18 protein-coding genes are annotated in these 26,535 nt (G+C 27.8%); 14 read left to right on the forward strand and 4 right to left on the reverse strand.

What is annotated here, in order from left to right:
- The first annotated feature begins 4 nt into the window (after window positions 1–4).
- The 6 genes from MPF13_RS14970 to MPF13_RS14995 all read left to right on the forward strand — a co-directional run bounded on the left by MPF13_RS14970 (window position 5) and on the right by MPF13_RS14995 (window position 6,827).
- A complete protein-coding gene (locus tag MPF13_RS14970) occupies window positions 5–1,099 on the forward strand; it encodes a hypothetical protein (RefSeq protein ID WP_249983573.1) in 1,095 nt (364 codons plus the stop codon).
- A complete protein-coding gene (locus tag MPF13_RS14975) occupies window positions 1,099–1,593 on the forward strand; it encodes a methylated-DNA--[protein]-cysteine S-methyltransferase (protein WP_249983574.1) in 495 nt (164 codons plus the stop codon). Before MPF13_RS14970 ends, MPF13_RS14975 begins: the two co-directional genes overlap by 1 nt.
- Window positions 1,594–1,650: 57 nt before the next feature.
- Complete coding sequence (locus MPF13_RS14980) at window positions 1,651–5,028, forward strand: DUF8818 domain-containing protein (RefSeq protein WP_249983575.1); 3,378 nt, start codon at window positions 1,651–1,653, stop codon at window positions 5,026–5,028.
- A 51-nt stretch (window positions 5,029–5,079) separates the two neighbouring features.
- Entirely contained in the window at window positions 5,080–5,640 is a 561-nt protein-coding gene (locus MPF13_RS14985) for a DUF3575 domain-containing protein (RefSeq protein ID WP_249983576.1), read from the forward strand.
- A gap of 70 nt (window positions 5,641–5,710) precedes the next feature.
- Window positions 5,711–6,208 carry a DUF3575 domain-containing protein gene (locus MPF13_RS14990; protein WP_249983577.1) on the forward strand — a complete coding sequence of 166 codons (498 nt, stop codon included), beginning with the start codon at window positions 5,711–5,713 and terminating at the stop codon, window positions 6,206–6,208.
- 265 nt (window positions 6,209–6,473) lie between these two features.
- Window positions 6,474–6,827, forward strand: a complete 354-nt coding sequence (locus MPF13_RS14995) for a toxin-antitoxin system YwqK family antitoxin (RefSeq protein WP_249983578.1) — start codon at window positions 6,474–6,476, stop codon at window positions 6,825–6,827.
- Window positions 6,828–6,904: 77 nt separating this feature from the next.
- Here the strand turns inward: MPF13_RS14995 and MPF13_RS15000 are convergent, their stop codons facing one another.
- Together MPF13_RS15000 and MPF13_RS15005 are read right to left on the reverse strand one after the other, a co-directional pair.
- Window positions 6,905–8,869: a beta-helix domain-containing protein gene (locus MPF13_RS15000; protein ID WP_249983579.1), complete on the reverse strand. Its 1,965-nt coding sequence runs from the start codon at window positions 8,867–8,869 to the stop codon at window positions 6,905–6,907.
- 130 nt (window positions 8,870–8,999) lie between these two features.
- The gene (locus MPF13_RS15005) at window positions 9,000–11,819 is read right to left on the reverse strand and encodes a TonB-dependent receptor (RefSeq protein ID WP_249983580.1); all 2,820 of its coding nucleotides are present in this window, start codon (window positions 11,817–11,819) and stop codon (window positions 9,000–9,002) included.
- Between the two features lie 336 nt (window positions 11,820–12,155).
- On the opposite strand from MPF13_RS15005, the gene MPF13_RS15010 reads away from it, so the two are divergent.
- Window positions 12,156–13,385: a porin gene (locus MPF13_RS15010; protein WP_249983581.1), complete on the forward strand. Its 1,230-nt coding sequence runs from the start codon at window positions 12,156–12,158 to the stop codon at window positions 13,383–13,385.
- Window positions 13,386–13,464: 79 nt separating this feature from the next.
- Window positions 13,465–15,735, forward strand: a complete 2,271-nt coding sequence (locus MPF13_RS15015; RefSeq protein ID WP_249983582.1) for an inorganic phosphate transporter — start codon at window positions 13,465–13,467, stop codon at window positions 15,733–15,735.
- A 66-nt stretch (window positions 15,736–15,801) separates the two neighbouring features.
- On the opposite strand, the gene MPF13_RS15020 is transcribed toward MPF13_RS15015, so the two are convergent.
- Together MPF13_RS15020 and uvrC are read right to left on the reverse strand one after the other, a co-directional pair.
- Entirely contained in the window at window positions 15,802–17,997 is a 2,196-nt protein-coding gene (locus tag MPF13_RS15020; protein ID WP_249983583.1) for a patatin-like phospholipase family protein, read from the reverse strand.
- Window positions 17,994–19,790, reverse strand: a complete 1,797-nt coding sequence (gene uvrC, locus MPF13_RS15025; RefSeq protein ID WP_249983584.1) for an excinuclease ABC subunit UvrC — start codon at window positions 19,788–19,790, stop codon at window positions 17,994–17,996. The genes MPF13_RS15020 and uvrC overlap by 4 nt, the downstream gene beginning before the upstream one ends.
- 180 nt (window positions 19,791–19,970) lie before the next feature.
- On the opposite strand from uvrC, the gene MPF13_RS15030 reads away from it, so the two are divergent.
- The 6 genes from MPF13_RS15030 to MPF13_RS15055 all read left to right on the forward strand — a co-directional run bounded on the left by MPF13_RS15030 (window position 19,971) and on the right by MPF13_RS15055 (window position 26,519).
- On the forward strand, window positions 19,971–20,372 hold the full coding sequence (locus MPF13_RS15030) for a hypothetical protein (RefSeq protein WP_249983585.1): 402 nt from the start codon (window positions 19,971–19,973) through the stop codon (window positions 20,370–20,372).
- Window positions 20,373–21,014: a hypothetical protein gene (locus tag MPF13_RS15035; protein ID WP_249983586.1), complete on the forward strand. Its 642-nt coding sequence runs from the start codon at window positions 20,373–20,375 to the stop codon at window positions 21,012–21,014. It begins immediately after the preceding gene.
- 138 nt (window positions 21,015–21,152) lie between these two features.
- A complete protein-coding gene (locus tag MPF13_RS15040; protein WP_249983587.1) occupies window positions 21,153–21,953 on the forward strand; it encodes a sensor histidine kinase in 801 nt (266 codons plus the stop codon).
- Window position 21,954: 1 nt separating this feature from the next.
- Window positions 21,955–22,635 carry a response regulator transcription factor gene (locus MPF13_RS15045; protein WP_249983588.1) on the forward strand — a complete coding sequence of 227 codons (681 nt, stop codon included), beginning with the start codon at window positions 21,955–21,957 and terminating at the stop codon, window positions 22,633–22,635.
- Between the two features lie 144 nt (window positions 22,636–22,779).
- Window positions 22,780–23,400 carry a phage tail protein gene (locus MPF13_RS15050; protein WP_249983589.1) on the forward strand — a complete coding sequence of 207 codons (621 nt, stop codon included), beginning with the start codon at window positions 22,780–22,782 and terminating at the stop codon, window positions 23,398–23,400.
- 152 nt (window positions 23,401–23,552) lie between these two features.
- On the forward strand, window positions 23,553–26,519 hold the full coding sequence (locus tag MPF13_RS15055; protein ID WP_249983590.1) for an Ig-like domain-containing protein: 2,967 nt from the start codon (window positions 23,553–23,555) through the stop codon (window positions 26,517–26,519).
- The last annotated feature ends 16 nt before the right edge of the window (window positions 26,520–26,535 follow it).

Genomic DNA, 26,535 nt, shown 5'->3' on the forward strand with positions numbered 1-26,535 from the left:
TAAAATGAACAAACAACTTTTATTCTTAGTAATTCTCTTAATTTCTTTTAAAAGTAATGCACAAGATTATAGAAAACATTGGAAAGATGGCAATTTAGTTTGGAGTGATTTTCAAGCAAAACCAACTAAAAAACACACTTCATATCTTGCTTATGTTTTACTTTATCAGTCTGATAAAAAAATTATAGACAATGTTACTTATGAAGGTGTTTTTACAGATGCTTATATAGACAAATCATTGTCATTTGTTCATAATAATTTAAAAGACAAGCATCATTTAAAATACAATCAGGTAATTTTTAACTTGCTAGAAATCTATAAAAGAAAACTACAAAAAAGAATAATTTCTTTAGAAAACATTCATTCTATAAGTTCTGTTTTAAGTGATACTAAAAATCAATTACAAAGAAAAATTTTAGATTTTCAAGAAGAAGGTAATTATGGTATAGATAAAGATATTACTGCTAAATGGCTTTCTCAAACAAATTTAGATTTATTAAAAATTGATGTTTTTGAATTGCCCGATTTTAAAAAAAGTAATTGGACTTATGGTTTAAATGGTGGTGTAGATTTTGCCTTTTATAATGATAAATACAAAGAAATCTTTAACAACACTGCAGCACTAACTTTTGGTTTTGAGTTTTCTTATAAAAAGCTATTTATGGGCTTAAACATGTCTATTACAAACAGTAAATTGAATGAAGACATAGTACATAATTCTTTTTTAAACTCTAAAGGAAATAGAAGTACCATTTCTAATTTAAACATTACTTTAGGATACCCAATCTACGAAACCAATAAATTTAGAATACTTCCTTTTGCAGGTTATGGAATTTTAAGTTTAGGTGAAGTTAATAAAGAAAAAAATAAAGATGAAATTACAAATGGTAGCTCATTTATAGGTTTAAATTTTGATTTCAAAAACAGAAAAAGAGTTAATTTTACTCCATCTATTTTTAACATAAGAGAAGAAGGAAATAGTTATATTAGAGCTAAAATTTTTATGAGTAAATCTAACTTTAATCCAAATTTAAAAGGTTATAGCATAAATATTGGAATTGCTTATGGTATAGAAGGTAGATTATTATCTTTAAAATAATGAGTTTACAAACTGCATTTTATAAAACACCAATTGGAACTGCTAAAATTATTGGAGATGAAAATGGCATACAGTCTATAACCGTTTTAGATGAAGATTTTTCTGGTAATTTAGATACTGTAAACACAAAAGTTCCTTATTATTTACAAGATTGTATTACACAATTAGAACAATATTTTTCTGGAGAAAGAGTAAATTTTGATTTAAAATTAAATCCTCAAGGAACTACTTTTCAGAAAAAAGTTTGGGAAGAACTTTTAAACATACCTTTTAATAAAACAAGAACTTATTTAGAACAAAGTAAAGCTTTGGGCGACGTAAAAGCAATAAGAGCTGTTGCTTCTGCAAATGGCAAAAACCCAATTTGGATAATAATTCCATGTCATAGAGTTATTGGTTCTGATGGTTCTTTAACAGGTTATGCTGGTGGAATTTGGCGTAAAAAGTGGTTACTAGCGCATGAAAACCCTGTAAAACAGCAATCACTTTTTTAATTATTATTTTAAGAATATTAAAAAACTAATTTTTACGTTAAGATTGTATCGTTTTTTATGACTCAAAAATTTCTCTTTTTTCTATTCCTTTTTGTTGGATTTTCTATCCAATCTCAATCTATATCTACAGATTTTAGAGTAAAGAAAATTTTAGTAAAAAAAGATAGTCTTCAATTAGATTCTGTTGCTATAAATCCAGAAAAATTTAAAGTCTTAAATTCTTTTTTAAAAGTAATACCTACAACAGAATATACAGTTAATTTTAGTAATGCCATTTTAATAATTGATTCTAAAAAATACTCAGAAATTACTGTAGAGTATTTTAAACTTCCAGATTTTATTACCAAAACTTATACACTTTTTGATGAAAATTTAATTGTACCAAATGGCACTAATACTGGAAAACTTTACAGTTTAACCACTAATAAAAAAGCATCAGACATAAAACTTTTTGATGGCCTTAAAACCAAAGGTTTTATTTCTAGAGGAGTTACATCTGGTAACAATCAAAATGCTGTTACAAACTCTGCTTTAGATTTAGAAATTTCTGGAAAACTCTCTAAAGATGTTACGTTAAGAGCAAATATTTTTGACACAAATATTCCTATTCAGCAAAATGGATATTCGCAAAACATAACCGATTTTGATAGAATTTTTATAGAAATGTTTACCGAGAATTGGCTAGTGAGAGCTGGAGACATTTCTTTACAAAATGAAGAAAGTTATTTTATGCCAATTAATAAACAAATTGCTGGTTTAAGAGTAGAAGCCAACATCAATAAAAATTTAAAAGTTGCAGCTTCTGGCGCTGTTGTTAGAGGTAAATTTAACACCTATTATGTAACAGGAACAGAAGGAAATCAAGGACCTTATAAAATTTATGGTGTAAATAATGAGGCAGCAATTTTAATTATTGGTGGTAGTGAAACTGTTTATATTAATGGTGTTCCAATTGAAGGTGGAGAAAATAAAGATTATGTTATAGATTATAATTTAGCAGAAATTACTTTTAATACTACTTTTCCTATTACAAATGATATGAGAATTGCTATCGATTTTCAATATTCAGATAGAAACTATTCTAGATTTGTAACTTTTGAAGAAGCTAGCTACAAAAGCGAAAAATTTAATATTAGCGCTTATTTTTATAATGAAAAAGATGCCAAAAACCAACCAATACAGCAAAACCTAACAGAACAGCAAAAGCAAATTCTAGCAAACGCAGGTAATGATACAGATTTAATGGTTACAGAAAGTGCTTTTATTGATGCTTTTGATGAAAATAAAATTCTTTATAAGAAAGTTACAAATGGAGCTATAGAAACATTTGAACATTCTAAAAACGCTAATGACGAATTGTATTTTGTAACTTTTACAAATGTTGGATCTAATAATGGAGATTATGAATTAGACCAAAGTACAGCAATTGGAAACATCTTTGTTTATGTAGGTGTAAACCAAGGTAGCTATAGCCCAATTATTAAACTAACTGCACCCAATAAACTGCAAACTTTTGTTTTAAAATCTAATTATAATTCTACAAAAAAGACAAAAATAAATTCTGAAATAGCTGTTAGTAATAATGATGCTAATTTGTTTTCTTCTATAGGTGATGATAATAATGTTGCAATTGCTGCAAAAATAGATTGGGAACAGATTTTAATAGATAAAAAATGGCAACTAAAAAGTAATATTTCACACGAATTTGTTCAGCAAAACTTTAATACAGAACAAGGTTGGGAATCTGTAGAGTTTAACAGAGATTGGAACATTTTAACAAATGATGCAACCAAAAATTACTTTCAATCAGAAATTACATTTCAAAACAAAAAAAACGACTTTATATTATATAGGTATAATAACTTAAGTTACCCAAACACTTTTAAAGGAAACAAACACGAGTTGCAGTCTGCAATGAAATTAAAAAACACTTCTTTTTATGTAAATGGTAGTTTTTTAGAAAACACATCAACTACAGAAGATAATTCTTTTTTTAGAGCAAAAGCAAAAGCAGAACAAAACTTAAACAAAAAATGGTTAGGTGCATTTATAAATTTTGAAACCAACTCCAGACAAAATATCAACACAAAAGAGTATATAAATACAAGCCATAGATTTAAAGAAATTGAAACCTATTTTGGTATTGGAGATACAACAAATGTTTTTGCAAAAATTGGTTTTAATTACAGAAATAATGATAGTATAAAAGCCAATACATTTACTGAAATAAACAACAGAAAAACCTTTTATATAAATAGTAAGGTAATACAAAATAAAAAAACTAACCTAAGTGTCTTTGCTAATTACAGACTCACAGAAAACACTTTTAATGAAGATGAAAAATCTTTAAATTCTAAGATAGTTTTCAATCAAAAATTATTTAAAGATTTTATTAATTTGGCAACTGTTTACGAAACTTCTTCTGGTAATGTTGCAAGGCAAGAATACATTTATATTAAGACAGAACCAGGTTTGGGTTATTATACTTGGATTGATTATAACTCTGATGGAATTCAAGATTTTGATGAATTTGAAATTGCAGAGTTCCAAGACCAAGCAGAGTACTTACGTTTACCTAAACCAAACATACAATACATTGCAACTCAAAGAGCAAAATTTACACAATCTTTAAGTTTAAACCCTAAAGTGTGGTCTTCAAAAAAAGGAATAAAAAAAGTACTTTCTAAATTTTACAACCAAAGTTTTTTAAGTGTAGAAAATGAACAACAAAGAATTGGAAATACATTTAATTTTAATCCTTTTAATTTTGATGAAAACAAATTAATAGGTTTAAATTTTAACCTAAGAAACAGTTTTTATTATAACAAGAATCTTCAAAAAAACAGTATTACTTATACTTATGGACAAAGCAGAAATAAGCAGCAATATTTTATAGGAAGTCAAGAAAATAAAATTAAATTATATCAATTAGATTATGCCCATAAATTTAAATCATTTTGGTTATTTGAACTGATGGGTAAAACATCTAACAACGATCTAATTACAGAAAATTTTACCAATAGAAATTACACTATAAAATCAAATGAAATTCAACCTAAAATTAGTTTTTTATACAATGAAAACAATAGGTTTTCTGCTTTTTACCATTTTAAAAACAAGAAAAATGAATTACAAGATTTCGAAAAATTAAATCAACAAAAATTTGGCATAGAATATTTCTACATTAGTAGTAAAAAAAATCAAATTTCTGCAAATTTAAATGTGTTTTTAAATGATTTTACAGGAAACACAAATTCTCCTGTTGCATACCAAATGCTAGAAGGATTGCAATCTGGTAAAAATTATACTTGGAGCACATTATTTAATCATAAAATAAACCCTTTTTTAAACCTTAATTTAAATTATTTAGGCAGAAAAAGTGAAAATTCTAAAACTATTCACACAGGTAGTATTCAACTAAAAGCAATTTTTTAGTTTCTTGGCTTGTTTTTTGATATGTTTGTAACAACCATAACAAACTAAATTATGAAAAAAACTACCTTTTTACTTTTATTATTTATAACTACAATTTCTATTGCTCAAGTAAAAGAAGAAAAAGCACTACTAGATATTAACAAAAAACATGAAATTAAAATAAATGCATTAGGACTTTTAGTTTTTGAATGGCTAGACGTTTCTTATGAGTATTTAATTAATGAAGAATCTTCATTTGGTACTGGTTTATTAATAGGTGTTAATAATGATTATGATTTAGATCGTTACAGAAAATTTTCTTTAACTCCATTTTATAGGAGGTATTTTTCTAACAAGTTTGCTAGAGGTTTTTTTGTAGAAGGTTTTGGTATGTTACATTCTTATGAAAATAATTATTACGATTATTATGATTATAATGGAGATTACATAGCCAATAGAAATGATGATACAAAAACTGAATTTGCAGTTGGTATTTCTGTAGGAGGTAAATTTGTTTCTAAAAAAGGTTTTACAACAGAAATTTATTTAGGATTAGGTAGAAACTTAGGAGGAAATAACAGTTCTTTAGAAGCAGTTGGTAGAGGAGGAATCTCTTTAGGATATAGATTTTAAAACAATCCTAATTTTGTATGTTTGTAACATACTTTTTATAGTAAACAATACGTTATAAAAAAAACAAAAAATGAAAAAAACAATTTTAGCTTTCGTACTTTTAGTAAGTTCATTTGCATATGCACAACAAGAAATTAAATTAGATATTGGTGATGCTTTAGTTATAAAAAGTTTAGAATTTTCTTACGAAAATTACTTAACTGAGAATACATCTTTTGGTATTAGTGCTTCATTTAATTTAAACAAACAAGATGTTTCTTTTAGATATAATGAAAACACAATGATTACTCCTTATTACCGTCAATATTTTTCAACTAATGAACAATGGAACTTTTTTGGGGAAGGTTTTATAGGTGTTAATGCTGGTAAAAAAGAATCTGTTGAAGACTCTGGAAATTACGATTTAAAATACACTGACGCTGCTTTGGGTATAGCAATTGGTACAAAATACATTAGCACTAGTGGATTAACAATTGACTTATATGGTGGTATTGGTAGAAATTTATTTGCTTCTAACTCACCTATTTTAGTACCTAGATTAGGTTTAAATGTTGGTTGGAGGTTCTAAATAATATCTTTTAACGTTAAAAAAAACCACTTGAATTGTTATAATTCAAGTGGTTTTTTTGGTTTTACAAACTATTTCTACAATAAATTTAATACTCCAATGTTAAGTTTTTAGCATTAAAAAACTATAAAATACTAACAATCAGCAACTTACATTTACATCACTTTTACCTTATGTTAACTTAATGTTATGTAATTGTTTATTTATCGTAATTTATTAATATATTTGTGTAAGCACAATGTTAATTAATTAAAAAAACAAGAAGATGAAGAAAGCAATTTTACTAGCAATATTATTTATAACAGCAATAGGATATTCTCAAGACAATACTACTACTTTTGAAAAAGAAGGTGCTTTAGTAAAAGCAACATACTATTATGACAATGGAGACGTAAAAGTTCAAGGTTATTTTAAAGATAAAAAATTAACAGGTACATGGACTAGCTTTGACAAACAAGGAAACAAAACTCAAATTGCCCAATATAATGAAGGTAAAAAAGTAGGAAAATGGTTTGTTTGGGGTAAAGAATCTTTAAAGGAAATAACTTATAATAACAACGTTATTGTAAGTGTAAATGATTGGAAAGCTGAGTCTAGGCTTGCTTACAATAAAAAATAATAATTCAAATAATTTACTTTATAAAAAAAAGCAGGCTAATTAGCCTGCTTTTTTTTATATGATTTATTTAGTATAAACTACAGTCCAGCATTTTTCCAAGACCAAGAGCTTACATCTACTTTAGTTCCTGTTTTATAATCTGCAGTTGTAGAAGCATCTACTCCATCAATTTTAACATTAGATAATGCTCCACCATCTTTCATATCAATGTTTTTAGCATAACCTTCTAACCAGATATTTGTAATGGTTGCACCTGAGTTCTTTTTAAATTGTAAAGCAGTACCACCTACTGTAGAAATTGCAGTTAAGTTAACAAACTTAGGATTTCCATTATCTTTATCTCCTTCAAAAGCAGTAGAAAAACCAGATACTGTATGAGAAATGTAAGTATTAGTTACTGTACCATTCCATCCTTCTGTCCAATCTACAGAATCATCTTCATTATTTTCTAAATATAAATTTGTAGCAGAAACTGTACCTCCAAAAAACTCAACACCATCATCAGATCCATTAATAATAGAAACGTTTTCTATAGTTGTACCAGAACCAACTGCATATAAAGAAATTCCATTGTATTGAGAATCTGCATTAATTTGAGCACCAGTTCCTTTAATAACTAAATATTTAATAGAACCTGAGTTATCAGCATCAGTAGTACCACCATAAATAAATCCTCCAACTTCAGCTTGTGCATCTACACCTGCAGTAGTTGTTGCTTTACCACAAATTGTTAATCCACCCCAATCTCCAGGAGTTGCAGCTGCAGAAGAAATAACTACAGGCTCAGTTGCAGTACCTTGAATGTCTATTTTTCCACCTTGTAAAACAGCAATATAAACTCCTGTTCCACCAGCACTTGCTTCAATTTTTGTTCCTGCAGGAATAACTAACTCACCACCTTCTTGAACAATGTAAGAAGAGTTTAACATATATTTTATAGAAGGATCTAAAGTAACTTTACTTGCAATTGTACCTTGTAATGGTAAAGTTGTAATAGAAACATTAGAGTTAACCCAATCAAAATCTGCAGCAGTAACAACAGCAGTACTAGTATAAGATAATGTTGGATCTGCAGGAGAACCTTCAATTATTACATTAGCTAAAGGTCCATTATCTTTCATATCAATAGAAACATCATAACCAGTTAACGATAAACCTGTAATTGTACCTCCAGATTGTTTTTTAAACTGTAAAGCTGTACCACCAACAGTAGAAACTGCAGTAATATTGTTAAATTTAGGATTGTTATTGTCTTTATCTCCTTCAAAAACAGTAGAAAAACCAGCAATAGTATGAGTAATGTAAGCATTATCTACAGTACCACTCCATCCTTCTGTCCAATCTATAGAATCGTCTTCGTTGTTTTCTAAAAATAAGTTAGAAGCAGAAACTGTACCTCCAAAAAACTCTATTCCATCATCAGAACCATTAATAACAGCAATATTACTAATAGATGTTCCAGATCCAACAGCATATAAAGAAACACCATTATATTGAGAATCTGCATTAATTTGAGCTCCTGTTCCTTTAATTATTAAGTAGTTTATAGAACCAGAATTATCTGCATCATTTGAACCTCCATAAACAAAACCACCAACTTCTGCTTCTGCATTAGCTCCTGCAGTAGTTGTAGCATCTCCACAAATAGTTAATCCACCCCAATCTCCAGGATTTCCTGATGCTGATGACATAAATACCGGGTTAGAAGAAGTACCTTGAATATCAATTTTACCTCCTTTTAAAACGGCTATATAAACACTTGTTCCTCCATTTACAGCTTGAATTCTAGTTCCTGCAGGAATAGTTAATTTTGCTCCTGATTGTACTATAAAAGATGAGTTTAAATTATAAACTGTATTTGCATTTAAAGTATAATCTTCATCTAAAGTACCACTCATAACACCAGAGTTTAAATTACCTATAACTTCTGATGTTGGCTCTTCTATAATTATAGAAGGCTCATCACTTCCACAATTTGTAAGGGTTAAAGTAACAATAGAAAATGCTACTAAATTTAAAATTTTAAAAATTGATTTTTTCATTTTTATTTTAATATGGTTATTAATTTTATACAAAGAAATTACCTTATTCTTTAGTTTTCTTTATCTAAATATTAATAGTATGTTAGGGTTTTTACTATTTTTTAAGTTTTGTTAACTAATAGTTAATAGACTAGAAATTGTATTTTACACTTAAAGTTAATTGACTTCCTTTTTTGTAAGACAATACAGTTTCATTAGTTTCTACATTAGTAATTAAACTTCTTACTAATTGTGTTTGTTTAATTTCTGGGTTTAATAAGTTTCTACCTACAAGCTTTACAGATAAATTTTCGCTTATTTTTTTACTTAATACTAAATCTAAAGTAACAAACCCTTTTTCTATAATTTCATCATTATATAAAGAAGCACTATTTGCAAAATCTTCTGGAGATCCTAAAGCATAGATTTTATCTGATGAATAATTACCTGTTAATGTTGCTATAAATTCTTTTTCTTTATTATCACTATAACTTAAAGAACCATTTGCAATAAAATCTGATGCTCCTTGTAAACTAGATTCTGTTATGTTTTTATATTGAAAATCTTGTAATAAATCTTGTTCTAACCACATTTTTGTAATGTTACCAGTAAAATTTAAAAGACCTTCATCATCATCATTTTTAATTAAATCTGTTTTTGCTTCTAATTCAAAACCATAAACAGTTGCTTTTTCTCCTGTATTTGCATAATAGAAATAACCAGAAGAACCTCTTGTTTGTGCTAAGTTTATTGGATCGTTAATTTGTTTGTAAAATGCAGTTGCAGAAAAAAGTTGTCCTTTTTGTGGAAACATTTCATATTTTAAATCGAAATTATAAATTTCTGATTTTTCTAAATCTGGGTTACCTTTTGTAACACGACCAGTTGGAGAAACATACTCAAAAGGAGATAATTCTTTAAACTCTGGTAAAGTTTGTGTAATACTTGAAGCAAAACGTAAGTATTTATTTTCTGCCAACTCATATTTTAAGTTAACACTTGGGTACAAACTTTTATATACTCTATTTAAAGTTCCTAATCTTTCTCTTTTGTTAACCAAATCATAATAGTTAGCAACATCCCAAATTGCATTTATTTCATCTCTTTCAAAACGAAGACCTAAATTACCAGAAAACTTGTTGTTTAATGCAAAATCAAAGTTTGCAAAACCTGCCATAATAGACAAGTCTGCTTCAAATCTATCTGCAGGAGAAGTTCTTAAAGATAAACCATTATTAAATCCTGTAGAAGTAAATGTTGTTGACAATTGATCTATTGAAGGAGCTGTAATACCTTTAGCTTTAACACCTACAAATAAAGATTTAAAAGTTCTTTCTTTATACCTATAATTTACACCATAGTTTAAAGAATATGGCTTTTCTTCATTTTCATCTTCTGCTCCTAATTTTAATTTATTAGCAATAAAACCATTGTATTCTGTATCTTGAATTTTTTGACTAGATTTTCTTTGTTGAAAATCTCCAACGTGAGCATATTGAATTGTTGGAGAAGTAGTAATATCTAAAATATTAACCTCGTTTCTAATTCTATTTGGTTCTTCAGCTAACACAAAATTATAACCACCTGCCCAATTTAAAGTATTATTTTCGCTCCACTTATGTTCTCCCATAAGTTGATTTACAAACATTGTTGTTTGTCTAAAATTTTGATCTCTTACAAAAGCGCCATCTTCTTGTGGATCTTGATCAAAAACATAACCAAAACCTTTTCTACCTTGCTCATATAAATTATCTGTAGATTTATTTACAAATAAAGTATTGTAATTAATTTTATTGTTTTCGTTTAATTTTAAACCAACATTAATGTATCCTGTAGTATTTGTTTTAGTAATAAAACTTTCTACATCATTTTCATTAGCTCCTACACCTTTATCTATATTAATTTGTCTTGAAATTGCAGGAAAAGCTTTATCTAAAACATTAGATCTAAATGCTCTAAATACACCTTCTTGATATTCAAAAGATTTAGAATGAGAACCTGTTAAGAAAACAGAAAGGTCTTTTCCAAAAATTTCAAATTTTCTTCCAATAGAAAAAGAACCACTATAATTTACTGGAGTAGAAACTTTTTCTGTATCCCAACCTTGTAAAGTAATTAAATTTTGTAAAGCATATTGTTTTTTATGAAAACCTAAAGTAACATCATTACCAATTACTGTAGATCTAAATGAATTAGAAACATCTAAGACATTTGTATTAGAACCACCAGATAAAGAAATTGAATATCCTTTTTTAGCGTATTTTTTAGAATTTACATCTACATTACCAGAACCTTGATCTGCATAACTACTAGTTGCATATGTTTTACTAATACCAACATTTTCTATAATGTTTGTAGAAAACAAATCTAAACTTACGTTTTTATTTTCTACATCATCAGAAGGTATTGGCAAACCATTCATAGTTGTAGATAAATATCTATCTCCTAAACCTCTTATATAAATATTTCCTGAGCCTTCACTTTTTACAACTCCAGAAATTTTAGTTGTAGCATTAGCAGCATTTGAAACTCCTGTTTTAGATAAAGTTTGTGCTCCAATACTTTCTTTTATAACAACTGCTTTCTTTTGATCTAATAAAAGTGCAGAAACAGATTCTTTAGTTTTAGAAGATTTAACAACTATTTCATCTAATGAAACACCTTCTTCTGCAGACATTATTTGATTTAAAGTTACAGTTTGTCCTGCTTTAATAGAAAAAGCTTTCTCTATAGATTTGTATCCTAAAAAACTAAAAACTACAATATGGTTTCCTTCTTCTACATTTAATATATAGTTTCCATCAAAATCTGTTGTTGTTCCAATGCTAGTTCCTTTTATAAGAACATTTGCAAATGGTAGTGGTTCATTATTTGTTTCTTTGTCTGTTAATAAACCTTTTAATGTTCCTTTGCTTTGAGCAACAATAATTTGACCTAAAGCTAAAAAAGTAATAAATAAAAATTTCTTCATTATTATGTATAATTTACAGGTGCAAAAGTCTATGGCATTTGTAAATTATACGTTAGTTTTAAATTACCTTTTTATTACAGAAACATTAATTAAATGTTAAGGGGTTAAAATTAGTTAACGTTTTATTAATTTAATACAAACATTAATTTTAAATACCTGATGCATATTTGCAACAATCTTATAAGATGATGTCATAATAATTTAATTAGTTTTTGTCAACTATTTTATATGACCAACTGCCTTTGATCGAGGCAGTTTTTTTTTGTTTTCTTAATACTTCATTAACATTAACTTAACATTACTGTTGGTTCTTTGCAGCGACAAAAACTAATAATTATGAATTTATCTAAACTACCGTTTGTAGTTACATTAATTTGTATTTCTACTTTTTTAAGTATAAATGCACAAGAATTTAATGCCCCAAAATTTGGTAAAGGTCTTTTTAATCTAGTAGGAAAAGACAGTACTTGGACAATGAAAGTTGGTTTAAGATTCCAATCTTTAGCAACATCTCAATGGGATGTAAATAATGGTTTATCTAACCCAGAATCTTCAATGTTAATTAGAAGGTCTCGTTTAAAGTTTGATGGTTATGCTTTTTCTCCGAAATTAAAGTATAAAGTAGAATTAGGTTTAACTAACAGAGATCAATCAGGAGCTTCTTACTATACTCATAATTCTTCTAGACAAATTTTAGATGCAGTCTTAAAATGGAATTTCTCTGGTAACTTTGTTTTATGGTTTGGTCAAACTAAACTACCTGGTAACAGAGAACGTGTAATATCTTCTGCTAATCTACAACAAGTAGATCGTTCTTTATTAAATAGTAGATTTACTATTGATAGAGATATGGGGATTCAATTAAGACATAAATTTAAACTTTCTGAAACTTTTGTTGTAAAAGAAATTTTCTCTATTGCTCAAGGTGAAGGAAGAAATGTTACTAGAGGAAACCAAGGTGGACATCAATTTACTACAAGAGTTGAATTATTTCCTTTTGGAGAGTTTGCTAGTAAAGGTGATTATAAAGGAAGTGATTTAAAATTTGAAAAAAATCCAAAATTATCTCTTGGTATTGCTTACGACTTTAATAATAATGCTTCTAAAACAAGAAGTAACCAAGGTGCTTACATGTATATAAATGGTACTTCTGAAGGCTCTGGTGCAGAATTTTATCAAACTAACATTTCTACATTGTTTATAGATGCAATGTATAAGCATAAAGGTTTTTCTTTTATGGCAGAATATGCAAAAAGAAACGCAGATGATCCTTATGCAAAAAATTCTGACGGAACTTTAACAGGTGATGAAGTACAAGTTGGTAATGGTTTAAATTTACAAACAGGTTATTTACTTTCAAAAACAGTTGAACTTTCTGGACGTTATACAAATATTTCATTAGATAAAACTATAACAGGAAAAGCTGCAGAAAACCAATATACTTTGGGTTTATCTAAGTATATTGCAGGACATAGTTTAAAGGTTCAAACAGACTTAAGTTATACTGATATTGGATTAAAAACTAATCAATTATTATACAGATTACAAGTAGATATTCACTTTTAAAAAATATTAAAATAACATAAAGGTAACATTCACATTTTTTGGTGTTTGTAATTTTGCAAAATTAAATTAAAATTAAATTATGGATAATATTTATTTACTCATGTTAATTGCCATTACAGTACTTGCTGTGGCAGACATAATTGTAGGAGTTAGTAACGATGCTATTAACTTTTTAAATTCTGCAATTGGATCTAAAGCTCTTTCTTTAAGAACAATAATGATTATTGCCAGTTTAGGTATTTTTATTGGTGCAGTGTTTTCTAGTGGAATGATGGAAGTTGCTAGAAAAGGTATTTTTGTTCCTGCTCAATTTGAGTTTGGAGAAATAATGCTAATTTTTATGGCAGTTATGATAACTGATATATTGTTATTAGACTTTTTTAACACATTAGGTCTTCCAACTTCAACTACGGTATCTATTGTCTTTAATTTATTAGGTGCTGCAGTAGTTATGTCTTTAATTAAAATTAGTCACTCAGAGTCTGAAACTTTTGCAGATTTAACTAATTATATAAATACTGCTAAAGCAATAGAAATTATTACAGGTATTTTACTATCTGTAGTTATCGCTTTCTCTGTTGGTGCATTTGTACAATGGGTATCTAGACTTATATTTACTTTTAATTATGAGAAAAAAGTAAAAAACTTTGGAGTTATTTTTGGAGGAGTTGCTTTAACAGCAATTACTTATTTTATTTTCCTTAAAGGATTAAAAGGTACTCCTTATTATAAAGATTTAAAAAGTGTTTTAGAAGGAAATGAAATTTTTATAATTGCTGGAAGTTTTGTCTTTTGGACGTTGTTTTCTTTCTTATTTGAAAAACTTACTAAAAAAACAGTTTTATTAGTAGTAATTGGTGTTGGAACATTTGGGTTGGCATTAGCATTTTCTGGAAATGATTTAGTAAACTTTATTGGTGTACCAATGGCTGCTTACCATTCTTATGAAGCTTGGGTTGCTGGTGGTATGGATACTACTATGTCTATGGCAGTTTTAGAGAAAAAAGTACCAGCTGAACCTTTTTTACTTTTTGTTGCAGGTACAATTATGGTATTAACACTATGGTTTTCTAAAAAAGCAAAAACAGTAGCTGAAACAGAAATTAGCTTATCTAGACAAGGAGAAACTCATGAAAAATTTGAACCAAATTTAATTTCTAGAGCAATTGTAAAAGGTACATCTCAGTTATCTACTTACTTTTCTGCAATTATACCATCTTCAATTTCAGAAAAAGTTGAAAAAAGCTTTGAAAAGCCTAATTATACAATGACAAAAGCACAAAGTATTGATGCTCCTGCATTTGATATGATTCGTGCTTCTGTAAATTTAATGGTAGCTGGTGTTTTAATTGCTATAGCAACATCAATGAAATTACCTTTATCTACTACTTATGTAACGTTTATGGTTGCAATGGGTACTTCTTTAGCAGATAGAGCTTGGGGAAGAGAAAGTGCTGTTTATAGAGTAGCTGGAGTATTAAATGTTATTGGTGGATGGTTTGGTACTGCAATAGGTGCATTTATTGCTGCAGGAACTGTTGTTTTCTTAATAAACTTTAATCCTAGTGTAATTATACCAATATTACTTTTATTAACTGCTGTATTATTATACAGAAACTATAAATCTCACAAAATTAAATCTAATCAAACAGAAGATGAAGATAGTTTAAGTGAAGCAGAAAGTAGTTCTGTACAAGGTGTTATACATGAAAGTGCAAAAAACATTTCTAAAGTTGTTAAACGTACAAATAGAATTTATTCTAATTCTATAATTGGATTAGCAAAACAAGATATATCTCTACTTAAAAAGAGTAAAAATCAAGTTGTTAAACTTTCTGATGAAATTGATGATTTAAGAGATAATATTACTTATTTTATTAAAAACCTAGATGCATCAAGTTTAGAAGCTAGTGGTTTTTATATTAATATCTTAGGTCATTTACAAGATATGTCTCAATCTTTAGAATATATTTCTAAAATAAGTTACAAGCATATTAATAACAACCATAAAAAATTAAAAACGGGTCAAATTAAAGAGCTTAAGGTTATTGATGATAAGTTAGAAACTTTATTTAGTGATATAGAAAAAGCTTTTAAATCTGAATCATTTGAAAAGATTGGTTCGATATTAAATGAGAAAAAAGAAGTTTTTGATTTATTAAACAAGAAAATTGAAAAGCAAATTGAACGTACTAGAACAGAAGAATCTAGTCCTAAAAATACAACTTTACACTTTAGTATTCTTTTAGAGACTAAAGATTTGGTTGATGCAACTATGAACCTTTTAGAAGAATATCACAATTCTTTTGATGGATCTATAGAACCAGCAACTATAAATGTTTCTGAATAATAAATAAACACTTATTATATTTAAAAAATAGCCATGAATAAATTCATGGCTGTTTTTGTTTTAATACTAAAACCAAAAACCAAGATTAAACAACCAATAATTTTGATTGATATCTGGTGACCAACTATATTTTATTTCTATAGGGCCAATAAAAGAGTTATAACTGTAACCCAATGCATAGCCAGATTTAACTTCTTTAAAAAGATCAATATCTTTAAAAACATTACTATCTAACCTACCATAATTTGCAATAAATGAAGCGTAATGTTTATCTGCTAAAGCGTATCTAAAATTAAATTCTGACTTTACAAAAGTGTTGTTAGATAATTCTGCAAAATCATAACCATAAAAAGAAACAAAAGTATTTATGTAGTTCTGATTGTATCCTCCAAGATAAAAATCGAACACATCTGAGTCTACGTTATTTAAAGTAAAACCTGCTTCATTAGTCATTTGAAAAGTAAATTTATCACTAAAAGAAGTAGCAAAACCAAGGGTTCCTTTTGTTTGCGCAAAGCTTTTAAAATCATTATTAGCATCAGAAGAAGCCATATACCATTTAAAATTTAAATCTGCGAAATATCCTTTAGTAGGAAAATACTTTTTATTATAAGTATCTAATTTTAAATATCCAAAAGTGTTTAAATAATTACTGTTATCAAAAATTGTTTCTTCATCATTACCAGTAGAAATTGTTTCTGTTGTTGCTTTTAAGTATTTATACTCTAAACCTATACCAATAGCAAATTTTCTATTAAAAGTTGTTTGCAAAAATATTTGATTTGTAAAATCGGTATATTTTAAATTAATGCTACTAACATTTGGAAATGCCGTAAAAGAACTAAATTTAGAATTAGCTCTAAAATGATTGTATCTCGATCTAAAACCATAACTTATATAAAAACCATTATCAACAAAATAATTTAGGCTGTATCTTAAGTTATCTCCTAATATCATATTAAAAGAAAATAAATCGTTATTATTAAATAAATGTTTTTGACTGTATCTTGCTAAAACACCAGATTTATACAAGTAATCATAATGCATACCCAATTTTAAATTTGCATTACCACTAGATTCTTTAACTTTTAATTTTAAAGAGTAGGTGTTTTCTTTTTCTACCAATTCATAAGAAATTCTTTCATAATTTTTTGTTGATGAAAGCAAATGAATTCTATTTGTAATTTCTTTTCTAGAAATACTATCTCCTTCTTTTATTTTTACTTTTCCTAATACATAAGCTCTGGTATATTCTTCAATACCATTAATTTCTATTTTAGAAATAAGATATTTTCTATCATCAAAATTTAACTTTTTGCGTTTTTGAATTTTTCCTTGTTTTTGTGCTAACTGTTCAAAAATCTGAGTATATTTTTTACTTTCTATAATTCCTTTTTCTAATATTTCTTCTTTTTTATCAAAATCTACAACACTATAATTATAAATATCTGGATGAATATAAACGTCTAACTTTTTCTTTTCAGCATCACTTTTTCTATACATCTGATAACTTACAATCTGATTCATTATATCTACAATAGAAACCAGTTTTTCCTTTTTCACCAACTTTCCCTCTACATCTACCCCAATAATTATATCTACTCCTTTATCCTTCATATGACTTACTGGAAAATTATTAGCAAGCCCACCATCAACTAATAACTTATCATCTAAAATTATTGGGTTTAATAAAGTAGGAAAAGAACCACTTGCTCTTAATGCTAATGGTAAAGAACCTTTTTCTAATAAAACTTCACCCCCATTTTCTACATCTGTTGCAATACAAAAAAATGGAATTGGTAGTTTTTTAAAGTCTTTAATACCTTCTGCAGAAGCTAATAATTCTAATAAAAAATTTAAAACATTTTGCCCTTTAGATACTGCTTTAGGCAAGCCAATAGAACCATTTTTAACTGGTAACGTTATAAAAGTTTTTTCGCCAAATTCTTTTTCAAAAAAAGTATTTGAACTTCTTGGTAATTGGTCTCTTAATAAAGAAATAAAATCTGTTTCTAAAATAATTTTTTCTATTTGTTCTCCTGAGTAACCTATAGAATATAAACCTCCAACAATGGCACCCATACTAGTACCACCAATGTAATCTATTTTTAAACCAGCTTTGTCTATTTCTTTTAAAACACCTATATGAGCAAAACCTTTTGCACCTCCACCACTAAATACCAAACCTATTTTAGATTTTTTTTCTTGACTAAAAAGTACTATTGATAGAAATAAAAAGAATACTGCTACAAACTTTTTCATTTTTTTGGTGGATGGAAATATTGATAAACCTTTATAGCTCTTGCGTTTCCAATAACTTCTTTTAAACTTTCTAAAGAAGCTTCTTTAACACGTTTTGCCGATTTAAATTTACGTAATAAAGTTGTAATTGTTTGCTTACCAACATCAGGAATTTGTTCTAACTCAGATTGAATAGCACTTTTACTACGTTTATTTCTATGAAAAGTAATTCCGAATCTGTGTGCTTCGTTTCTTAAATACTGAGTAATTTTTAAGGTTTCAGACTTTTTATCTAAGTATAAAGGAATTGGATCTCCAGGATAATAAATTTCTTCTAATCTTTTTGCAATTCCTATTATAGCAATTTTACCTCTTAATCCTAAAATATCTAAACTTTTTAATGCTGATGAAAGTTGTCCTTTACCTCCATCAATAATAATTAATTGTGGTAATGGTTGGTTTTCTGCTAGCAAGCGTTTGTATCTTCTATATACAACTTCTTCCATAGAAGCAAAATCATCTGGACCTTCAACCGTTTTTATATTATAATGTCTGTAATCTTTTTTACTTGGTTTACCGTCTTTAAACACCACACAAGCTGCAACAGGATTTGTTCCCTGAATATTAGAGTTATCAAAACACTCAATGTGTCTTGGTTCTTCATGTAATCGCAAATCTTTTTTCATTTGCGCCATTATTCGTTTTACATGTCTATCTGGATCAACAATTTTTATCTGTTTAAATTGCTCTTGTCTGTAATATTTTGCATTTCTTTCAGACAATTCTACAATTCGTTTTTTATCTCCTAATTTAGGAATGGTAACTTTTAAATTTTCGCCTAAATCTACTTTAAAAGGGACATAAATTTCTGGAGATTGAGATTCGAAACGTTGTCTAATTTCAACAATAAATAGCTCTAACAATTCTTTATCAGTTTCATCTAATTTCTTTTTAATTTCTGTAGTATGAGATTGAATAATAGAACCGTTAGAAATTTTTAAAAAATTTGCATAACCATGTGTTTCATCAGAAATAATAGAAAAAACATCAACATTGTTAATAGAAGGATTTATTATGGTCGATTTTGATTGATAATTACTTAATAAACTGAGTTTTTCTTTAATTTTCTGAGCTTCTTCAAACTCCATTTTTTCAGCAAAACTCATCATCATATTTTGAAATTTCTCTAAACTTTCTTTAAAATTTCCTTTAATGATGTTTCTAATTTCTTTAATAGAATCGTTATATTTTAATTCTGTTTCTAGAGCTTCACAAGCACCTTTACAATTTTTTAAGTGATACTCTAAACATACTTTATATTTACCTTCGTTAATATTTTGATGACTTAAATCGTAATTACAAGTTCTTAACGGATACAACTCTTTAATTAAGTCTAATAATACTCTAACTGTTTTTATAGAAGTATAAGGTCCAAAATATTCAGATCCATCTTTTATAACTCTTCTGGTCATAAACACTCTTGGAAAACGTTCTTTTTTAATACATAACCAAGGGTAACTTTTATCATCCTTTAATAAAACATTATAACGTGGTTTGTATTTTTTAATAAGATTATTCTCTAATAATAAAGCATCTGTTTCTGTATTTACAACGATGTGTTTTATACGTATAATCTTTTTTACAAGAACTCTAGTTTTACCATTTTCGTGATTTTTATTAAAATAAGAAGCAACTCTTTTTTTTAAATTTTTAGCTTTACCTACATAAATAATAACCTCATCTTTATCAAAATATTGATAAACTCCAGGTTCATTTGGCAATGTTTTAATTTGTATTTCTAGAGTTGTAGACATATAACGAAAATACACTTTTTTAGATATCTAACTTAAATAAAACTGTTAAACACAATTATAAAAATAAGTGTAAATACGTGTTTTAATTTAAATTACAAGTAATAGTACTTTGTTTTGTTTTTTTTTTATTTAGTTTTATAACCTAACCAAAATAATTTATTAATATAAAAACTATTTAACATGGAAAAACAACCAAACGATGTTCCTAAACCAAACAAGAAAAACACAATTACTTTAAAAACAGCAAAAAATTGGGCCAAAAGATGGCGTAAAATGGAAAGTAATTATAATCAATATAACGAGTGTAGAGCCTTTAACATTCCTTTATTAGACTTACAAGAAGCAATAGCTGAAGGTGCAGCAAGTGTTAGAGCATACATTGGTGTAGAAAAAATGATGGTTGAAGGAGAAAAAGTTTATATCGAAAAACTAATGATTGTTGGTGTAGACAAAAATGGAAAAGATATGATTTCTTCTGAAGATGGTCTTACTTTAGACAATGGTAGTGGAGGTATTTATGATTTTTCTGAACCGTGTCCAGAAAACTGTGATCCAAATAGCCCTTTAAATGGTCCAGACTAAATGGAACTTGATGAATTAATAACAGAATTAGGTTATTTCTTTTTAATAGTAAATACTTTTTTATTTATTCTCAGTTTTAATAAAAAAGACAAAGCGCTAAAATATTTTATATTGAATTTAGTGCTTTGTTCTGTTGTACAACTAATATCTAGTAAACTTCATGATAAAGGAATAAATAATTTATATTTAAGCCACTATTTTTTTACTGGTCAATTTCTATTATTAAGTCTTTTTTATTCAAGTTTATCAGGATATGAAAAAATTAAAAAACCAATAAAATACTTTAGTTTTACATTAACACTTTCTATTATTTTATATTTTTCTCTAAATTCTAAAGCTTATGTTAAATGGAATGAATTAGAAATTGGCTTAACATCAATCCCTTTATTATTATATAGTTTTCTATTTTTCTTAAAGAAGGTAGATGATAATAATGACAAAATATATATATATTTTAATTCTGGCTTTTTTGTTTATACACTTTGTAGCACGCTTATTTTTATTTTAGGTAATATTGGAAGCAGAGAAATTAAGTTAATAGTTTGGGATATAAATCAAATCCTTTATTTAATTTTTCAAATCTTAATTTTTATAGAATGGTATAAAAATTTTAGAACACAAATTTTCTTTAAAAAAAAATAATCATGAGTTTATATCAGTAATTACAAACTAGGTATAAACCCCTGATTTTAATTTCAGGTTTTTAAATTCACTGTGATACTACTATCTTAGTATAAAATATTTTTCCGTAGTTTTGGTTTTACTTTTCAAAACCCCCAAATGGAAGAATTAGTTTCTCAACAAGACCAAGTGATCATAATTGTATTAATAGGTGTTTTATTACTTCTTCTAATGGGAGTTTCACTGCTACTGTTTTTCTTTTTTTCAAGAAAAAAAATAGTGGAAAAAGAAATTGAAAATAAAAATTTAGAAATTACCCATCAAAAAGAAATTATAGAATCTATAATTGTTACTCAAGAAAAAGAACGAAAAAGAATTGCTCAAGATTTACACGATGATATAAGTTCTAAATTAAATGTAATAAATTTAAATGCGAACCTTTTAAAAGATGGAGAGTTAAATGCAGAAGAGTATTTAAAAGTTAACAACAGTATTTTAGAAGCAACAGACAAAACATTAGAAAGCGCTAGAAAAATTGCTCATGATTTATTACCTCCATTATTATCTAATTTTGGTTTAAAAGACGCCATAGAAGAACTTGCAGATTCGTTTAGCAACAGTAAAAAAATTTCTATAAAATATAACATTAAGTACCCAAAAAATTATTTCAATAAAAAAGAAGAATTACATCTTTTTAGAATTACACAAGAGTTAATAAACAACTCTATTAAACATGGAAAAGCAACAGAAAGCGAAATAATTATTTCATGTAAAAGCAATAATTTACTTTTTACATATACTGATAATGGAATAGGGTTTGACGCAAATAATAAAGCACATCAAAAAGGACTTGGAACCCAAAACATAGAAAGTAGAGTTTCTTTATTAAAAGGAAACTACACAATAGAAAGTCAAAAAAACAAAGGATTTAAAATATTAATAACCATCATAAACCCTTAAAATGAAAAAAATTAATATCGTAATTGTAGATGATGAACAACTTTTTAGAAGCGGAATAAGGTTTCTATTAGATAGAGAACAAGAATTCAATGTAATTTTTGAAGCTGAAAACGGAAAGGAATTAGTAGAGTTTTTAAGTAAAACAGAAGAATTTCCTGATGTTATTTTAATGGATTTAAAAATGCCTGAAATGAATGGTGTTGAAGCTACTAAGATTATTCATAAAACACATCCAGATATTAAAATAATTGCCTTAACAAGTTACGATGGTAAATCTTTTATTACCAATATGATTGATGTTGGTGCATCTTCTTACTTATTAAAAAACACAACTCCCAAAATGGTAGTTCATACAATTAATGAAGTGTATGACAAAGGGTTTTATTATGACGAAAAAGTATTAAAAATTATTCATGAAAATATAATTTCTTCTAGTGGAAAACGTATAAAAAGTGATTTAGATAAAAAATTACTTTCTAAAAGAGAAATTGATGTATTAGAATTAATTTGCGAACAATACACTACTGCAGAAATTGGCGAAAAACTCTTTATTAGCCCAAGAACTGTTGAAGGCCACAGAAATAATTTACTATTAAAAACGCAATCTAAAAATGTTGCGGGTTTAGTTATATATGGAATTCAAAAGAAACTCATAGAGATAACTCCAGATTTTAATATATAATTAGTTTCAACTTAACAATAAGGGTATATTTACTTAACTTACAAGTATATATACCCTTTTTGCTTTTCAAGAAGTTGCGCTCTAAAATCCATCCGTACTTAAATATACATTTGAAACATGTTTAACCAATAAAAAATTTATAACATGGATGAGTACATAGGAATTATTAAAATGTTTGCAGGTAATTTTGCACCTAGAAACTGGGCTTTTTGTGATGGTCAATTATTATCAATTGCACAAAACACTGCTTTATTTTCAATTTTAGGAACCACTTATGGTGGAGATGGTAGAACCTCTTTTGGTTTGCCTGATTTACGAAGTAGAGTACCTGTAGGTGAAGGAAGAGGAAATGGTTTATCTAATTACGCACTAGGTCAACACGTAGGTCTAGAAACTACTACATTAAATATAAACAATTTACCAAATCATACTCATACAGCAGCTGTTACTGGTATAACTGCTACAGCAGAAGCAACAATTTCTATACCAGCAACTTCAGAAACAGGGAATACTATAGAACCAGATTCTACCGTAATTTTATCTACTGGAGAAGTGCAAAAAAATCAGAATGAAGTTAATGGATTTAGTACTGATGCTGCAGATACTAACTTAAAACCTTTTACAGCTCCAGTAACCGTTACTGCTACTGGAGGAACAGTTACAGTTGGACCAACTGGAAATAGTGCTCCTTTTTATAATATACAACCAAGTATAGGAATGAATTATATAATCTGTTTGCAAGGTATGTTTCCTCCAAGAAGTTAATTTAAAGATATCTTAAATTATTTTATAAAACTCTGATGAAACCATCAGAGTTTTACCTATTAAATTAATATTTATTAAAAAACACGTATAAACCCCTATCAAATAGTTAAGAATTAAAAATAGATTTGTTTTTTAAGCTAAAACCATTAATTATGAAAAAAAATACAAAAAAAAATACTGATAAGAAGAATCTTGTTAAGTTATGTTTATTATTACTTTTCCTTTTTTTTAATATAGGAAACAAAGTTTATGGTCAATATAGTGAGACATTTTCTATACCTGAAAAAGGAATTCTTGGAGGAGTATGTTCGGACGGAACTTCTGCTACTTGTGCTAGTCAAGATTTTACAGGTGTAAATTGGACTATTAATGGAAATTTTACCACTTTTTATTCAGATGATTATGTTAAAACAAACGGATCTGGTGTACTATACTTTCAAGACCCTAATAATGAAATTTGTTGGGAATCACCAGTTCTTGACATTTCTGCAGTAGCGGGTTCAGTGAGTCTTTCTGTTGATATGACTTGGGGAGGTCATGATAGTACAGATTATGCAGATGTAGAATATAAAATTGATGCTGGTGCTTGGACACAGGTTCCTAAACAATATGGAAGTTATACTGGAGGAGGAAGTCATACAATAGATTTTGCAACAGGAGAACCTGGAAACACAGGTGCAGGCACTGTGTCTATAAGTGGTATTGCTCCAGGAGCTAATACAATAACTATAAGAGTATGCGCTAGAACAGCTTCTAATTCTGAGTATACTACAGTTGATAATGTATCTATACCAGAAGCTGGTGTTGTGGTGTTTTCTGCAAACACAGCTCCAGCTATTACAGGTACAGTCTCTGGACAAGTTGTAAATGACAACGCAACAATCTCTCCTTTTTCTTCAATAACAACAACAGACACAGATGGAGATAATTTAACAGCTACTATTACTTTAGATAATAATGCTAAAGGTGTAATTACAGGTGCTTCTTCTGGTTCAGGGCCATATACTATTACAAGTAGGTCTGCTTCTGCAATGCAAACAGCATTAAGAGCTTTAATTTTTAATCCAACAGACAATAGAAGTGCTACATCAGAAACCACTACTTTTACAGTTGTTATAAATGATGGTGCAGATTCAGATACAAATAACACAACTACTGTAATTTCTAATGCAGTTGCACCAACATTGTCTTCTAGCTCTCCTTCAGATAATGATTCTAATATTGTTATCAGTTCTAATATAATCTTAACTTTTAATGAAAACATTAGCAAAGGAACATCTGGTAATATCACCATTAAAAAAACTTCTGATGATAGTACTGTAGAAACTATAGCAGTTACTTCTGGTATGGTTACAACTTCTTCTACTCAAGCAACCATAAATCCTTCTTCAGATTTAGATTTAAATACAGAATACTATGTTTTAATAGACAACACAGCTTTTAAAGATGCTGGTAATAAAGATTATATTGGTATTTCTAGTACAACAGCACTAAGTTTTACAACAGAAGTAAATCAAACTAATACATATTTATCTGCTGGTGGTTCTTGGTCCGATCCAACTCGTTGGTCATTAAATAGAATACCTATAAGTACTGATAATGTTGTTACTAGCAACAGTCCTGATTTAGACATCAGTTCTGTTATAATTAATAATTTAAATATATCTGGGAGTCTAAATATTGAAACTGGAAACTCTTTAACTGTAAATGGAAACCTTACACAAACTGGAATACTTACTATAAATTCTGATGCTACAACCACTGGTTCTTTAATTGTAAAAGGAACTGCAACTGGTAATGTTACTTATAAAAGAAATCTTACCAATACCAATTGGCATTTAATTGGTGCACCTGTAAGTGGACAAAGTATCAATGCTTTTTCTGCTTCATTATTAACCAATGGATCTAATCAAAAATCTGTGGCTATTTATGATAACACTACTGTATCTGCTTCACGCTGGAGCTATTACACTACATCTTCAATAACAAGTGCTGGTAATTTTATTGATGCTAAAGGATATTCTGTAAAAAGAGATGGTGCAGGTACTTTAGATTTTACTGGTACTTTAAATACAACTGATTTATCTTTTCCTATTACTGATGGTGGTGACAGTCCTAATGGTAATAGATGGAATTTAATAGCAAACCCATACATAGCCGCTTTAAATGGAAGTAATGCTGCTGACGCAACTAACAACTTTTTAAAAGTAAATATTGATGCAGGCAACTTAGATCCTTCTAGAGCAGGTTTGTATCTATGGAATGGTTCTGCTTATGAAGAAAAATCTGTTGACGATGCTGCTTTTTATATTGCTCCTGGTCAAGGTTTCTTTGTACATGCTCCTGATGGTGGAGGAACCTCAGCAAGTTTTACAGAAGCAATGCAAACTCACCAAACAGGTAATATCTTTCTGAAAAGTAGTACTAGTTATCCAGAAATAATTCTAAAAATTAATGATGGAACAAATAATTCTTTAACCAAATTAAGATATATTAAAAACAAAACTACAGGTTTAGATGTTGGTTCTGATATAGGAACATTTACAGGAACATCAACTAATTTAAAGGTATTTACTCATTTAGTAAATGATAGTCAAGGTATTGATTTTGCAATACAAGCTTTACCTAACAATAATTTTGAAAACATGGTAGTTCCTGTTGGTGTGTTTGCTGAATCTGGTAAAGAAATTACTTTTTCTTTAGAAGCATCTAACTTTTCTAAAGGATTAAAAGTATATCTAGAAGATAAATTAACAAACACTTTTAAACAATTAGATGAAGTAAATAGTACTTATAATATTACTTTATCTAATACAGAGAATGGAATTGGGAGGTTCTATATTCATACTAGAAGTAGTGCATTAAGTATTGATTCTAATTTATTATTTGAAAATGTAAGCATTTACAAAACAGACAATACAACTTTAAAAATTGCTGGTTTACAAAGTAAAAATGCTTCAATTAAATTGTTTAACATCTTAGGAAAACAAGTATTTAACAAAAGTTTCGCATCAAAAAGGGTTTCAGAAATTACACTACCTAAATTAGTTAAAGGGGTTTATATTGTTCAGTTACAATCAGAAACTGGAAAGTTGAATAAGAAAATAATTTTAGAATAATAACGATAATTTTAAA

The sequence above is a fragment of the Polaribacter sp. Z022 genome (assembly GCF_023555495.1).
Classification (GTDB): domain Bacteria; phylum Bacteroidota; class Bacteroidia; order Flavobacteriales; family Flavobacteriaceae; genus Polaribacter.

Excerpts from the sequence above, each read along its gene's own strand:
- MPF13_RS15020 (WP_249983583.1), bottom strand. The coding sequence starts at position 17,997 with ATGAAAAAGTTTGTAGCAGTATTCTTTTTATTTCTATCAATAGTACTT.
- MPF13_RS14995 (WP_249983578.1), top strand. The coding sequence starts at position 6,474 with ATGAAGAAAGCAATTTTACTAGCAATATTATTTATAACAGCAATAGGA.
- MPF13_RS14990 (WP_249983577.1), top strand. The coding sequence starts at position 5,711 with ATGAAAAAAACAATTTTAGCTTTCGTACTTTTAGTAAGTTCATTTGCA.
- MPF13_RS14985 (WP_249983576.1), top strand. The coding sequence starts at position 5,080 with ATGAAAAAAACTACCTTTTTACTTTTATTATTTATAACTACAATTTCT.
- MPF13_RS14970 (WP_249983573.1), top strand. The coding sequence starts at position 5 with ATGAACAAACAACTTTTATTCTTAGTAATTCTCTTAATTTCTTTTAAA.
- MPF13_RS15030 (WP_249983585.1), top strand. The coding sequence starts at position 19,971 with ATGGAAAAACAACCAAACGATGTTCCTAAACCAAACAAGAAAAACACA.
- MPF13_RS15015 (WP_249983582.1), top strand. The coding sequence starts at position 13,465 with ATGGATAATATTTATTTACTCATGTTAATTGCCATTACAGTACTTGCT.
- MPF13_RS14980 (WP_249983575.1), top strand. The coding sequence starts at position 1,651 with ATGACTCAAAAATTTCTCTTTTTTCTATTCCTTTTTGTTGGATTTTCT.
- MPF13_RS15035 (WP_249983586.1), top strand. The coding sequence starts at position 20,373 with ATGGAACTTGATGAATTAATAACAGAATTAGGTTATTTCTTTTTAATA.
- MPF13_RS15045 (WP_249983588.1), top strand. The coding sequence starts at position 21,955 with ATGAAAAAAATTAATATCGTAATTGTAGATGATGAACAACTTTTTAGA.
- MPF13_RS15010 (WP_249983581.1), top strand. The coding sequence starts at position 12,156 with ATGAATTTATCTAAACTACCGTTTGTAGTTACATTAATTTGTATTTCT.
- MPF13_RS15000 (WP_249983579.1), bottom strand. The coding sequence starts at position 8,869 with ATGAAAAAATCAATTTTTAAAATTTTAAATTTAGTAGCATTTTCTATT.
- MPF13_RS15040 (WP_249983587.1), top strand. The coding sequence starts at position 21,153 with ATGGAAGAATTAGTTTCTCAACAAGACCAAGTGATCATAATTGTATTA.
- MPF13_RS14975 (WP_249983574.1), top strand. The coding sequence starts at position 1,099 with ATGAGTTTACAAACTGCATTTTATAAAACACCAATTGGAACTGCTAAA.
- uvrC (WP_249983584.1), bottom strand. The coding sequence starts at position 19,790 with ATGTCTACAACTCTAGAAATACAAATTAAAACATTGCCAAATGAACCT.
- MPF13_RS15005 (WP_249983580.1), bottom strand. The coding sequence starts at position 11,819 with ATGAAGAAATTTTTATTTATTACTTTTTTAGCTTTAGGTCAAATTATT.
- MPF13_RS15055 (WP_249983590.1), top strand. The coding sequence starts at position 23,553 with ATGAAAAAAAATACAAAAAAAAATACTGATAAGAAGAATCTTGTTAAG.
- MPF13_RS15050 (WP_249983589.1), top strand. The coding sequence starts at position 22,780 with ATGGATGAGTACATAGGAATTATTAAAATGTTTGCAGGTAATTTTGCA.